This is a genomic window from Paenibacillus gorillae (assembly GCF_000513275.1).
Classification (GTDB): Bacteria; Bacillota; Bacilli; order Paenibacillales; family Paenibacillaceae; genus Pristimantibacillus; species Pristimantibacillus gorillae.
This window is the reverse complement of the sequence record NZ_CBVJ010000134.1, coordinates 35,618-48,801: the sequence shown is the minus strand read 5'-3', so window position 1 is coordinate 48,801 and position 13,184 is coordinate 35,618. Positions and strand designations below refer to the sequence as shown.

The 13,184-nt window shown below is 52.6% G+C and carries 12 protein-coding genes and 2 pseudogenes; all 14 read left to right on the top strand.

Annotation, left to right across the window (positions count from 1 at the left end):
* Positions 1 to 151: 151 nt before the first annotated feature.
* The gene (locus TY10_RS25650; protein ID WP_042170211.1) at positions 152 to 1,765 is read left to right on the top strand and encodes a spore germination protein; all 1,614 of its coding nucleotides are present in this window, start codon (positions 152 to 154) and stop codon (positions 1,763 to 1,765) included.
* Complete coding sequence (locus TY10_RS25645) at positions 1,762 to 3,003, top strand: Ger(x)C family spore germination protein (protein WP_042170209.1); 1,242 nt, start codon at positions 1,762 to 1,764, stop codon at positions 3,001 to 3,003. Before TY10_RS25650 ends, TY10_RS25645 begins: the two co-directional genes overlap by 4 nt.
* Positions 3,004 to 3,013: 10 nt before the next feature.
* Positions 3,014 to 3,259: a hypothetical protein gene (locus TY10_RS30875; RefSeq protein WP_042170206.1), complete on the top strand. Its 246-nt coding sequence runs from the start codon at positions 3,014 to 3,016 to the stop codon at positions 3,257 to 3,259.
* Entirely contained in the window at positions 3,256 to 4,485 is a 1,230-nt protein-coding gene (locus TY10_RS25635; RefSeq protein WP_042170203.1) for a GerAB/ArcD/ProY family transporter, read from the top strand. The genes TY10_RS30875 and TY10_RS25635 overlap by 4 nt, the downstream gene beginning before the upstream one ends.
* A 51-nt stretch (positions 4,486 to 4,536) precedes the next feature.
* Complete coding sequence (locus TY10_RS25630; RefSeq protein WP_042170286.1) at positions 4,537 to 4,947, top strand: NADH-quinone oxidoreductase subunit A; 411 nt, start codon at positions 4,537 to 4,539, stop codon at positions 4,945 to 4,947.
* Entirely contained in the window at positions 4,932 to 5,450 is a 519-nt protein-coding gene (locus TY10_RS25625) for a NuoB/complex I 20 kDa subunit family protein (RefSeq protein WP_042170200.1), read from the top strand. Before TY10_RS25630 ends, TY10_RS25625 begins: the two co-directional genes overlap by 16 nt.
* Complete coding sequence (locus tag TY10_RS25620; protein ID WP_042170197.1) at positions 5,447 to 6,175, top strand: NADH-quinone oxidoreductase subunit C; 729 nt, start codon at positions 5,447 to 5,449, stop codon at positions 6,173 to 6,175. Before TY10_RS25625 ends, TY10_RS25620 begins: the two co-directional genes overlap by 4 nt.
* 7 nt (positions 6,176 to 6,182) lie before the next feature.
* Positions 6,183 to 7,283 (top strand): NADH-quinone oxidoreductase subunit D, encoded by a 1,101-nt coding sequence (locus TY10_RS25615; RefSeq protein WP_042170195.1) that lies wholly within the window; start codon positions 6,183 to 6,185, stop codon positions 7,281 to 7,283.
* Positions 7,283 to 8,299, top strand: a complete 1,017-nt coding sequence (nuoH, locus tag TY10_RS25610; RefSeq protein WP_042170192.1) for an NADH-quinone oxidoreductase subunit NuoH — start codon at positions 7,283 to 7,285, stop codon at positions 8,297 to 8,299. Before TY10_RS25615 ends, nuoH begins: the two co-directional genes overlap by 1 nt.
* Positions 8,300 to 8,314: 15 nt before the next feature.
* On the top strand, positions 8,315 to 8,764 hold the full coding sequence (nuoI, locus tag TY10_RS25605) for an NADH-quinone oxidoreductase subunit NuoI (RefSeq protein WP_042170189.1): 450 nt from the start codon (positions 8,315 to 8,317) through the stop codon (positions 8,762 to 8,764).
* The gene (locus TY10_RS25600) at positions 8,765 to 9,367 is read left to right on the top strand and encodes an NADH-quinone oxidoreductase subunit J (protein WP_081735495.1); all 603 of its coding nucleotides are present in this window, start codon (positions 8,765 to 8,767) and stop codon (positions 9,365 to 9,367) included.
* A 1-nt stretch (position 9,368) separates the two neighbouring features.
* A complete protein-coding gene (gene nuoK / locus TY10_RS25595) occupies positions 9,369 to 9,671 on the top strand; it encodes an NADH-quinone oxidoreductase subunit NuoK (protein WP_042170186.1) in 303 nt (100 codons plus the stop codon).
* 9 nt (positions 9,672 to 9,680) lie between these two features.
* Positions 9,681 to 11,565, top strand: a pseudogene (nuoL, locus tag TY10_RS25590) (NADH-quinone oxidoreductase subunit L).
* Positions 11,565 to 13,172 (top strand): annotated as a pseudogene (locus TY10_RS25585) (complex I subunit 4 family protein); the annotation flags it as partial. The pseudogenes nuoL and TY10_RS25585, both read left to right, overlap by 1 nt.
* Positions 13,173 to 13,184 lie beyond the last annotated feature (12 nt).

Genomic DNA, 13,184 nt, shown 5'->3' with positions numbered 1-13,184 from the left:
TTCGGGTAGAAGTATATCCCGTCAGACAGTTTTTTTGCTATGCCAATCGTTCTGCTTTTGTACGCGCCCAAATCTCGTGAGACGCATATTATTCCATGAAATAGATATCCTAATTGGTACTAATGGACGCGCGGCAGGAGGGAACGAAAAGATGTTCAGTGATTATATGCTCAGCCGAGGCCGAAAGAAATCAAAGAAACAAGAGGATAGAGAAAAAGAGGTTCAGCAAAATCAATTAGGCGACTATGAGCAGGAGCCGTTGTCTCCCGTACTCGCTGCTAATATTAAGCAGCTGCAATCCGAGATGGGCAACAGCAATGATATCGTCGTCCGCGAGCTTTCGCTCGAAGGAGAGGGCGGATCCATTGAAGCTGCGCTCATTTATGTGCAGGGCTTAGTTGATGAATACCGCATGAATGAATCAATCATTCAGCCGATGTTATCCGTCCCGTTCCAGGCGAGACCAAGCGACCCGGCAAAAGTACAGGATGAGTTGAAAAATAAAATAGTGGCGGCAGGCCGGGTGGAAGAGGCGAAAGATTGGAAGAAGCTGTTTGAAGGATTATTTCTCGGCAACGCGCTTATATTGCTGGACGGATGCAATACCGCGCTGACATCTTCCTGCGTAGGGGGTGAAAGGCGCGCGGTGGAGGAGCCGAAGACCGAGACTGCGATTCGCGGCCCCCGGGAAGGTTTTGTCGAAGCCTTGCGTGTCAATACGGCCCTGATCCGGCGAAAGATTAGAAGCCCCAAGCTTTGGATGGAGCAAAAAACGATTGGTCGTGAGACGCAGACCCCTGTCTGCATCATGTACATGAAGGGCTTGGCGAGTGAGGACACGCTGCAGGATTTGCGTGACCGGCTTGATGCGATCGATATTGACGGCATATTGGAGAGCAGCTATATCGAAGAGCTGATCACTGATCAGAAGTGGACGCCTTTTCCAACAATACTGAACAATGAACGCCCCGACGTCATCGCCTCCAATCTGCTGGAAGGCCGCATTGCCATTCTGGTAGACGGGACACCCTTTGTACTTGTTGTCCCTACGGAGTTGAATATGTTTTTTCAAGCGGCGGAGGATTATTATCAGCGCTATGACGTCGCTACCTTTTTACGTTTGCTTCGCTTCTTCTCATACGTATTGGCTCTAGTAATGCCTTCAGTCTACGTCGCTGTTGTCGGGTATCATCAGGAGATGATTCCAACGCCACTGCTCTTGAAGCTGGTAGCACAGCGTGAAGGGGTTCCCTTCCCTGTCTATTTGGAAGCTTTCATTATGGAGCTGGTATTTGAAATATTGCGTGAGGCGGTTGTGCGAATGCCGACCATCGTAGGCAACGCAATCTCCATTGTAGGCGGTATGGTTATCGGACAATCGGTTGTGGAAGCCGGTATCGTCTCGCCGCCCGTCGTTATCGTTGTTGCTTTTACAGCGATTACCAGCTTCGTCTCGCCGACCTATAATCTGGGCATCGCAGCGCGCCTCTTGCGGTTTTTGCTGCTGATGGCTGCATCTACGCTTGGCTTTTACGGCATTTCAATTGTGCTGCTGCTCCTGCTGTTGCACCTCAGTAATTTGCGCTCTTTAGGCATGCCGTATATGAAGCCGTTCTCGCCAATGTTTCGGAAGGATTGGAAGGATACGCTCCTGCGGGCTCCCATTTGGATGATGAAGGAGCGCCCGCAGGCCATTGCTGTCGATAATCTGGTGCGCGCGGACATGGATACGAAGGAGCTTGAAGGACAGGAGCCGGTGCAATGAGGAACTGCCTTCCCCTGTCATTCAGACGCAGAGCAAAAATTGCGGGTGCCGTGGCATTGCTGCTACTGGCGATGGTCTTGCTGAACAGCTGCTGGGATTTGCGCTATCTTGACCGTCTGAGTGTCGTAATGGCTATGGGCATCGATAGCGATCCGACGGGCAAGCAGCAGTTGCGCGTGACGATGCAGACGGTCCTGGCTCAGAACGCGGCTGCGGGCAACAAACTTGCGGCGGAAGGGATGGCGGTAACAACCTTTACAGAAACGGGGGATACGCTGTTCGAGGCGATTCGCAAGATGACCCGCAAGACGTCGCGGAGGCTTTTTTTCTCTCATACGCGGCTTCTTATTATCGGAGAACAGGCCGCTCGGAAGGGCGTTTATCCGCTGCTGGATCTTATCGAGCGTAATCCCGATATCCGGGGTGACATTGCGGTGATGATTGCCAGAGGTGCTACAGCCGAGCAAATGCTTCAGACGACCACACAAATGGATGCGATTCCGGCTAATCAAATGTACGATACGCTTGAAATTAACGAGAGTGCGCTCGGCATGGACTACATGGTCAGGGTACAGGACATTACCCGCATGGCTTTACAAGAAAAACAGCAGGTCGCGATTCCGGCTATTACACTTGAAGGCGATGCGACGGCTGGGAATGATGAGAAAAACATGAAGCGGATTCATCCGGACGTTCAGCCAAAGCTCAGTACGATGGCGGTCTTGAAGGAAGGTAAGTTAAAGGGCTTTTTGACTGTAAAAGAATCGCAGGGTTTGTCCTGGATGCTGAGCAAGGTCAGAAGTACGGTCATGAAGACGAATTGTCCCGATTCCGACGGTTACTTAATGGTCGAGATTAACGATGCGAAAGTGAAAATGACGCCGCGCAAGTCCGGGGATGGCCTGCCCATTATAAAGGTCGATATCCGGCCGGAAGGCAGCGTGAAGGAGATCATGTGCCCCGATTTGCCGGTAGATAAGGAAACGGAGCTCGATACGATCGGCAAATTAATCGATAAGGCAATTGAAGAGGAAGTACAGGCTGTTATCGTGAAGCTGCAGCAAAAGCTGAAGCTGGATACATTCGGCTGGGGCAGGCTGATCTATATGCAAAAGCCATCTCTATGGAAATCCATCGATAAAGATTGGGAAACGGTCTATCCGAAGGTCCGTCATGAGTTGAAGGTGAAGACGAAAATTACCGATACGGGGGTCCGCGGAGAGTCTATTGTGAAATGAGGAAAAGCGTATGGTGCTTTCGTTTATGGTCATTGTAATGGCGGCTCTTTGGGGCATCGGTATTGTGCGCCGCCGAATGAAGCTGAGGCAGGTCCGGGAGGCGGTCTGGGCGATCGTCATATTGGTTCTGGGTACAGCTTATTGTGTATGTCTGCTAATGCAGGTGCAGGTCCCCAATCCGGTGGATTGGATAACGGAGCTGTATATGCCGATCAGCAAGCCGATTACGGACTGGATCACGGAGGGAATGGAATGAGCGGGAATAGCAGATTGAACAACCAATTCATAGGGGCCAGCCAGCTGGCCAAGATGCTGTTTCTATACGCGCTTGGCACCGCGGGTCTGATGGTGCCGACGGCCGTAGTCGCAATCGCCAGACAGGATGCCTGGATCTCTATGGCGATCGCAGGTCCGATGAATTATTGGTTTTTGCTGCTCTATTTGGCGCTGGCCGATCGCTTTCCGGGGCTGACCCTTTCACAATATACGGAAAAAATACTCGGAAGCTGGCTGGGAAGAGTGCTGACGCTGCTCTACGTCTGCTTCTTCCTGCTGCTCAGTGCTCTCGTCCTCCGGAACATTGTCGATTTTCTCGGCTTGTCTGTACTTCCCGGAACGCCGAGCTGGGTTATTTCATCTACGTTCATGTTCGTCATTGCCTATGGTGCTTATCTGGGCATTGAGACGATCGCTCGCTCCGGTGAACTGCTGTTCGGCTGGACGTTTCTGGTCATTATGGTCATTATGCTGCTGCTTACCAATCAGTTCGATCCGAAAAATTTTGAGCCATTTCTCTATGATGGCTGGCTGCGTCCAATTAAAGGCGTCTATCCCATTCTGGGCTTCCCGCTGGGCGAATTCGTCGTCATGACGATGTTCTTTCCATTTGTGAAGCAGAACGACCGAGCCAAGCTGCGCAAGCACTTGAAGCTTTCTGCTTTGTTCATTGCAGTGTTTAGCGTCGGGATCAGCGTACTGCTGCTTGGCGTGCTTGGTGTCGACGAAACCCGCCGCAGCCCGTTTGCAATATACGATATGGCCAAAACGATCAACGTGGAGGATGTTATCGTCCGGGTGGAGGTGACGGTAGCCATCGTCTGGGTGAGCACTGTATTTATGAAGCTGATGATGACGTTCTACGGGGCTACGCTGATGGCAGCTCAAATGCTCAATTTGAAAACCTACCGGCCGCTTATTGTTCCATTTGTCTTCATCGTTGTTCCCTTATCAATTGCTGTGTACCGCAATTCTGCGCATGCCGAATTTTTTTCCATGCGAATATGGACCCCGTTTAGTCTAACACTCGGTGTCGTTATTCCGATGCTTTTACTGCTCTTTGCCCTCATAACCGGCAAGCGTTCTGTCCGGTCGAAAGGGGACAATCCGGTAAAGGCTTCTTATGAGGCGCCAAACACGGCTGTGAGCGGCGGAAAGGCTCAACAGAGCGGCGCGGGACAAGCTGGAGACGCAACTCCGTCATAGACGATTGTGGCAGCATTTGTTATAATTGTGAGGAAAATTGGACCAAGCGGCATGGGTCTGCTGCACTTCACAAATGACGGAGGCGATTGCGTGGACAACTACGTTAACCAGTATGTCGTTGTGGCTATTTTTATTGTGCTTGGCATTTTGCTGCCCGCTGCGGCGTTGACCGCAGGCAGGCTGCTCAGACCGCATAAACCGACCGACCCGAAGCAGACCACCTACGAAAGCGGCAATGAGCCGGTTGGGGAAGGGCAAGTGCGGTTTAACATCCGTTATTATTTGTTTGCACTGATGTTTGTCATTTTTGATGTGGAAACCGTTTTCTTATACCCTTGGGCCGTAGCGTACAACAAGCTCGGCTTATTTGTGCTGTTTGAGATGTTTATCTTCACTGGAATGCTGCTCATTGGACTTCTATACGCATGGAAGAAGAAGGTGCTGCAATGGAATTCAGTTTAGAGTCGATCTCGCTGGAAGAACGCTGCGAGCTGGAACGGAACGTTTTCATGGGTACGCTGGAGCAGTTGAAAGCATGGGCGCGAAGCAATTCCCTCTGGCCGCTGACCTTTGGCCTGGCTTGCTGCGCCATAGAAATGATGGGAACAGGCGCATCCCATTATGATCTTGACCGGTTCGGCGTCATGTTCCGTACTTCGCCGCGCCAATCAGACGTTATGATCGTGGCCGGCACGGTGACAAAGAAGATGGGCCCTTTGCTGCGCAGACTTTATGACCAAATGCCTGAGCCCAAATGGGTTATTGCTATGGGCTCTTGTGCAACGGCAGGCGGTCCGTATGTGAAATCTTACGCTGTTATTAAAGGCGTTGATCAAATCGTTCCTGTGGATGTCTATATTCCAGGATGCCCGCCTAATCCGGCAGCGCTGATCTACGGGATCAACAAGCTGCAGGAGAAAATCCGCTATGAAGCGAAGACCGGGAAGCGGGTGACCGGCAGGTGAGCGAAGAGGAGAAGAAGGCGCAGCAGGAGTCAGGACCGGCGGATGCTGAGAAGGACGAGAAGCAGAAGGCAGCTGAGACGACGCCGATTGCGGAAGCGGGGCAGACAGCTGCGCAGCAGTCGGTCGAGGCAGCAGATCCGGAGAAAGCAGCGAAGCTGAAAGCGGCTGCAGAAGCGCGCGCAGCCCGGGCTGCGGCGAAAGCAGCCGCAGAGACGGCAGAAGCGGCAGAGGCCTCAGCGCCGCCACCCCCGTCGCCCAAACAGCCGGAGCTGGACGCGGTAACTGCGCTCATTCGCCGTGAGGTGGCAGACGAAGCGCTAGAGGATGCTTATATTAACGAATTAAACGGGCATATGCCGACGCTCATCGTAAAGAATGAGTATTGGCGCAGCATAGCGGAACTATTGAAGATAGAGAATGATTTTACGTATTTGCGCAACGTATCCGGCGTTGATTACGAGACGCATCTGGAGGTCGTCTATCATCTCGTCTCGCTGCGGAGCGGGCGGGAGCTGGCCGTGAAGATAAAAGCCGACCGCGAGAAGCCGGAAGTGTCCTCTGCCACGCCGGTATGGGCAACAGCTAACTGGAATGAACGTGAAATTTATGATCTGCTGGGCATTGTTTTTCCCGGGCATCCCGATTTGCGGCGCATTATGATGCCGGACGATTGGGCCGGGCATCCGCTTCGCAAAGATTATGAACCGTTAGACTCGGAGGTGTAAGCCGCTCGTGATTCGTACCGAAGAACTGCTGCTTAACGTTGGTCCTCAGCATCCTAGCACACATGGTGTGTTTCGCATCGTAGTCAAACTTGACGGTGAAGTCATTACCGAGGCAACTCCGGTCATGGGTTACTTGCACCGCGGCACGGAGAAGCTTGCCGAGCAATTGAACTATACACAAATCATTCCTTATACCGACCGGATGGACTATGTCTCCGCTATGACTAACAATTACGTTCTCGTTCATGCTGTGGAGACGATGATGGGGCTGGAAGTGCCGGAGCGGGCTGAGTTTTTGCGCCTCATCGTAATGGAGCTGCAGCGGGTCGCGAGTCATCTGGTCTGGTGGGGTACCTACCTGCTTGATATCGGCGCGATGAGTCCATTTCTATATGCGTTTCGCGACCGCGAGACGATTATTAATTTGTTCAACGAGCTGTGCGGCGCCCGCCTGACCTACAATTACATGCGGGTTGGCGGCGTGAAATGGGATGCTCCTCCCGGCTGGATCGATAAGGTGAGCGAGTTTATTCCCTATATGGAAGGCAAGCTTCGCGAGTACGATAAGCTGGTCAGCGGCAATGAAATCTTTCTGGCCCGCATTAAAGGCATCGGCAAATATGATGCGGAAACAGCCATTGATTATGGACTATCCGGTGCCAATTTGCGCTGTACTGGTGTCGACTGGGACTTGCGCAAAGCGGAGCCGTACAGCCTGTACAGCCGCTTTGAATTCGACGTGCCGCTCGGACAAAACGGCGATTGCTATGACCGCTATCGCATCCGGCTGGAGGAAATCCGCCAAAGCCTGCGCATATTGAAGCAGGCGATCGTGCAATTTCCGAGCAGCGGCGAGACGATGGGCAAGGTGCCCCGGGCGATCCGGCCGCCTGCCGGAGAGGTATATACACGAATTGAATCGCCGCGAGGCGAGATTGGCTGCCATATCGTATCCAAAGGCAAGGCAGAGCCGTACCGGCTGAAGTTCCGTCGTCCATCCTTCGTGAACCTTCAAATATTGCCCAAGCTGCTTATCGGGGAGACGATGACGAATTTAATTACGATTCTGGGCGGCGTTGATATCGTCGTCGGGGAGGTCGATTGCTGATGGGCGCCTGGCTGAACGGACCGATGACCTGGGGCAATGCGGTAGTCATCTTTCTTTGGGGCGCTGTTTTCCTAATGATCGTCCTGGGCTTCGTGACCTATGCAATTTACTTCGAACGAAAAGTAATCGGCTGGATGCAATTCCGCCAAGGGCCGAACCGGGTAGGGCCGCTAGGCTTGCTCCAGACTGTAGCTGATATATTGAAGCTGCTCATTAAAGAGGATACGATTCCGCGGAAGGCGGACCGGCTTCTTTTTACACTGGCCCCCATACTTGCTTACGTGCCGGCATTTACTGTACTGGCGGTTATTCCATACACCCAGAAGCTTTATTTCGCCGATTTGAATGTCGGCTTGCTTTATTATGTCGCGCTATCCGGTATTTCCACGCTCGCTATTGTACTTGGCGGATGGGCTTCCAACAACAAGTATGCGCTGCTCGGCGGTATGCGCTCTGCGGCACAAATGATCAGCTATGAGGTGCCGCTTGTGATCTCTGTTGTTGGCGTTATTTTGCTGAGCGGCAGCTTGAATCTGCGGGATATTGTCGAGGCGCAAAGCGGAGGTTGGTTCTGGAACTGGAACTTCCTGCCGCAAATTATCGGCTTTGCTGTCTTTATCATCGCCGCTGTCTCGGAGCTCAACCGGACGCCGTTCGATTTACCCGAGGCGGAATCGGAGCTGGTCGCAGGCTATCATGTGGAATATAGCGGCTTCCGCTTCGCTTTCTTCATGCTGACGGAGTATGTGTATGTCTATGCGATTGCAGCGCTCACTACCGTATTGTTTCTCGGCGGCTGGCAGGCGCCTGCGCCGTTTCTCGAATTTGTGCCGGGTATCCTATGGTTTCTGCTGAAATTTGCTTTCATCGTCTTTTTCCTGTTCTGGATACGGGCAACTTTTCCGCGTATTCGTGTCGATCAGCTGATGGGGCTTGGCTGGAAGGTGCTGCTCCCGGTATCACTGCTCAACGTATTCCTTACGGCTGTCTATATTGAGGTTTTCATAAAAGGATAATAGGAGGCAGGGACGATGAAAGGATTGTTTCGCGGGCTTGGCGTCACGCTGAAAGCGATGGCCTCGCCTAAAGTAACCACTTCCTACCCTGATGTACCTTTTGAAATGCCGGACCGGTTCAGGGGCATTCAGCATTTTATACCGGAGCTATGCATCGTCTGCAACCAGTGTGCGAGAATTTGTCCGACGGATTGCATTACGCTGACTGGCAAGCCGAATCCCGACCCTGAAAAAAGAGGGAAGGTGATCGATACCTTCGATATTAATTTCGAAATTTGCATCCTATGCGATCTTTGCACCGAGGTATGCCCGACGGAGGCGATCGTTATGACGAATCACTTCGAGCTGTCGGCCTTCAGCCGTGACGACTTGTTCAAGGACGCGCAGTGGCTGACCGACAACAATACGCTTGTACGCAAAGACAACAACAATATCGGAGCACCGGCCAAAGGGGGCGCCAAGTAATTGTTTAATATCGAGTTTAACGGCGAGTTCGTGGCATTTTTTATATTTTCCGCCATCATCGTTTGCGGCGCCGTACTGATGATCAGCCTCCAAAAGGTCGTCCATATGGTGATTTCCATGGCTGGCGTATTTCTCGGACTGGCGGGCATGTTTGTGCTGCTGGAGGCGGAGTTCGTCGCATTCGTGCAGGTGCTCATTTATGCCGGCGCGGTGTCTATTCTTATGATCTTCGGCATTATGATGACGAATCATCAGGATGCCGGTACGGAAAAGGTGCTGCCGCTTCACGAAGGGCTTGCTGCGATTGGCGCTCTGGCGCTATTCGGCTTATTGTTCTATGCCATCCGCACGACGGACTTTCCCAAACCGCTTCCTTTCCAAGGCGGGGAGGACAATACGATGAAGATCGGCCAGCTCCTCTATACGGGTTACATTGTGCCGTTCGAGCTGCTGTCGATTTTGCTGACGGTCGCTTTTATTGGGGCAATCGCCATTGCGCGCCGCTTGCCGGAGAAGCTGGATGGCACTGCAGGCGAAGATACGGGCATCGACGGCGGTTCAACGGAGCAGGCGGTTCAATTGCAGACGAAGGAGGCGGAGTAGCATGCTTCCATCCTATTTAACGATGGCGGCGATCTTGTTTTGCATCGGCTTGTACGGGGCGCTTGTGAAACGGAATGCAGTAGTCGTTCTGCTGTCGGTAGAGCTGATGCTAAGCGGCGTCAATTTGAATCTGATCGCATTCTCCAAATATGGGGTTGTGCCCTCCTTGACCGGGCAAGTGTTCTCGCTATTCACGATAACGGTAGCCGCTGCAGAGGCTGCAGTTGGCGTGGCGATATTAATTGCGTTGTTCCGCGCCAGAGGTACGGTGAATGTCGACGAATATGATGAAATGAGGAGGTGACGCAAGCAAATGGAATTTTATACGCAATTGGCTTGGCTCATCCCGGTATTCCCGCTGGCGGCGTTTCTGCTCCTAATTGCACTAGGCAGAAGCTATCGGACGACAGCTATGCTGCTTGGGTCTGCCGGCTCGTTAGCGGCATTCCTTCTATCGCTGCTGGTCTTGTTCGAGCGGTTGGGCCCCGACGCCGTCGATTACAGCATAAGCAGCTTTAAATGGATCGTCATCGGCGACTATACGCTGCGTCTTGGCTTCGAAGTGACGAATCTGACTTCGCTTATGCTTGTGGTCATAACGACTGTCAGCTTGGCAGTTAACGTCTACTCTGCAGGCTATATGAAAAATGACGAACGGATCACCGTTTTTTACGGCTATGTCGCTTTGTTTACCTTCTCGATGATCGGGCTGGTGCTGGCGGACAATATGCTGCTGCTTTATATTTTCTGGGAGCTGGTCGGGGTATGCTCGTTCCTGTTAATCGGCTTCTGGTATGCGAGGCCAGCCGCTCGTGCTGCAGCGAAAAAAGCGTTCATCGTCACACGTATCGGTGATGCAGGACTGCTGTTAGCGATCCTGCTGCTGTTCTGGTATATGCCGGGTCATGCGCTGGACTTCACTAATATTTACAACGTCTTTCACGAGGGGCAATCCGGCGTGATGACTTCGGGCATTACGACGCTCATTGCGCTGCTCATCTTTGTCGGCGCCATCGGCAAATCCGGCCAGTTTCCGCTGCATGTATGGCTTCCGGATGCAATGGAGGGGCCGACTCCGATCAGTGCGCTTATTCATGCCGCGACGATGGTCGCTGCTGGCGTGTTCTTGCTCGCAAGAACGTTCGACATCATAAGCGCATCGGAAGCTGCGATGCAGACGACGGCGTATATAGGCGGCTTCACCGCGATATTTGCCGCAACGATAGCGCTAGCCCAGAATGATATCAAAAGGATTCTGGCTTACTCGACGGTCAGCCAGTTAGGTTATATGGTCATGGCGATCGGTTTGGGCTCGGTATCAGGAGGCATCTTTCATCTGTTCACGCATGCCTTCTTCAAAGCGCTGCTCTTCTTGGGGGCCGGCAGCATTATCCATGCGGTACATACGCAGGATATCCGGGAAATGGGCGGTCTTGGCGTCAAGATGAAGACAACGGCTTGGACCTTCGCTATTGGCGCGCTTGCGTTGTCGGGCATACCGCCCTTCTCCGGCTTTTGGTCCAAGGATGCCATTCTGGCAACTGCTTTGGACGAAAAGTCCGGTGCTGTTCGTCGTTGGGCTTGCAGCAGCGTTCTGCACAGCTCTCTATATGTCGAGACTGTTCTTCCTGGTCTTTGCAGGCAAGCCGCGAAGCGGGCATCCAGCGGTGAAAGAATCGGGTACTGTCATGACGATACCGATGATTGTTCTTGCAGCTATATCAGTCGTTGCCGGGTTCGTTGAAACACCGTGGAATGGCTGGTTAAGCGGCTGGCTGAACGGCTCGGGAGCTGCCGAAGCTGCGCATGGCTCAGGTATTGCAGCTATGGTGGCCTCCATCGGTGTAGGCGCATTGGGCATTTACTTGGGCTGGCTGTTCTTTGTGAAGAAAAGCATCCGAAATGGCTTGATGGCGGAGAAGCTTCCAGGACTGTTGAGAACAGTCGAAAGAGGCTACTACCTCGATGAATTGTATCGGGTAATTGTTGTAAAACCGCTGCGCGGGCTCGGTACTACGCTTGCTGCATTCGACGAATATGTAATCGGCGGAACCGTCCGGATGACGGGATCGCTGACGACTGCCGCAGGCAGGCTGGCAGCGAGACTTAGCAACGGCAAGGTTCAAACCTATGGTTTGGCAGCGCTAATCGGCTGTATCGTTCTAATCGTGGCTATCGTCGGAAGGAGGTTCTGGTAATGAACATTCTCTCTGATTGGCCGATTCTATCGATTATGCTGGCCTCGCCGCTAGCCGGAATGCTCGTTGTAATGCTGCTGCCGAGCCAGCGCAACCGATGGCTGCATGCTGCGGCGATTATTACGACGCTCGTGCCGCTGATTCTTTCATGCCTGCTCTATTCTGACTTTGTGAATATGCAAGGCGTCAGCGGCTATGAGGAGCAAGCGGCTTGGGTGGAGGTTCCGCTTAACAAAGAGACGCTTGAAGGCGTTACGAGCTACAAGTTCATTATTCAATATGCGGTTGGCGTTGACGGATTATCGCTACCGCTCGTCATTCTGACCGCTTTAGTGACGGCGATGGCTGCATTTGCCTCGGTTCATGTGAAAAAGCGCTGGAAAGCTTTTTACGCATGGTTTCTGCTGCTTGAAGCGGGAATGCTGGGCGTGTTTCTCGCACGGGATATCTTTTTGTTCTTCATTTCTTTCGAGCTGACGATTATCGCCATGTACTTCCTGATCGGGATATGGGGTTACTTCAATCGCGAGCGGGCCGCTAATCAGTTTCTAATCTATAACGGCATTGGCTCAGCAATTTTGCTTATCGCATTCATTATTCTCGTTAATACGGCTGGCTTTCACATAGAGCAGACTGGGAATATTCTTGAGTTTATCTATAGCGGCAATTATGCCGATTTGGCGAAAAACATGACGGACCCGACCGCATGGGTCAACCTTACGTCTGAGGCGCTGGGCGGACTTAACCCGTTCCATATGAGCGATACGATGCAATGGACGCTATTCGTTTTGCTCTTGGTCGGTTTTGGCATTAAGCTCCCGATCTTTCCTTTCCACACCTGGATGCTGAAGGTGCACACGGAAGCTCCGCCTTCCATCGTTATGATTCACTCGGGCGTACTGCTTAAGATGGGGGCATACGGCATGCTCCGTTTCGGCATTTATTTATTTCCGGAACAGGCGAAAGCATGGGCTGTCGTTCTAGCGGTGCTGGGTCTGGTCAATCTTCTGTACGGGGCATTAATTGCTTTCCGGCAGAAGGATTTGAAGCGTGTGCTCGCCTATTCTTCAATCAGCCATATGGGAATCGTGCTGCTCGGCTTTGCCGCTTTTAACGAAATCGGCCTGCAGGGCGCAGTATTCCAGCTCGTCTCTCACGGCCTGATCTCGGCGCTGCTATTCTTGTTGGTTGGCAGCTTCTATGAACGGACGAAGACGACGGAGCTGCCGCAGCTTGGCGGACTGGCGCGCAGCATGCCATTCATGAGCGGCATGCTGCTTGCAGGAGGATTGGCAGCGCTTGGCCTGCCAGGGCTTTCGGGCTTTATTGGCGAGCTGCTGTCGCTGCTCGGCCTGTTCGAATCGCATCCATGGCTGGCCGGTCTTGCGCTGCTTGGCATTATTTTGACGGCGGCTTATGTGCTGCGCAGCGTGTTGAAGGTGACATTCGGACCAATGGATCAGCAATATGCAGCAGCCAAGGATGCCCGGCTAGTGGAGGCCGTTCCCATGATTGTGCTGCTGGCCGTGATCATACTGCTTGGCTGTTATCCGTCCATGCTGACCGATACGCTTCATTACAGCTACGAGACGCTGATTCATCCAATACTTGCAACAAGG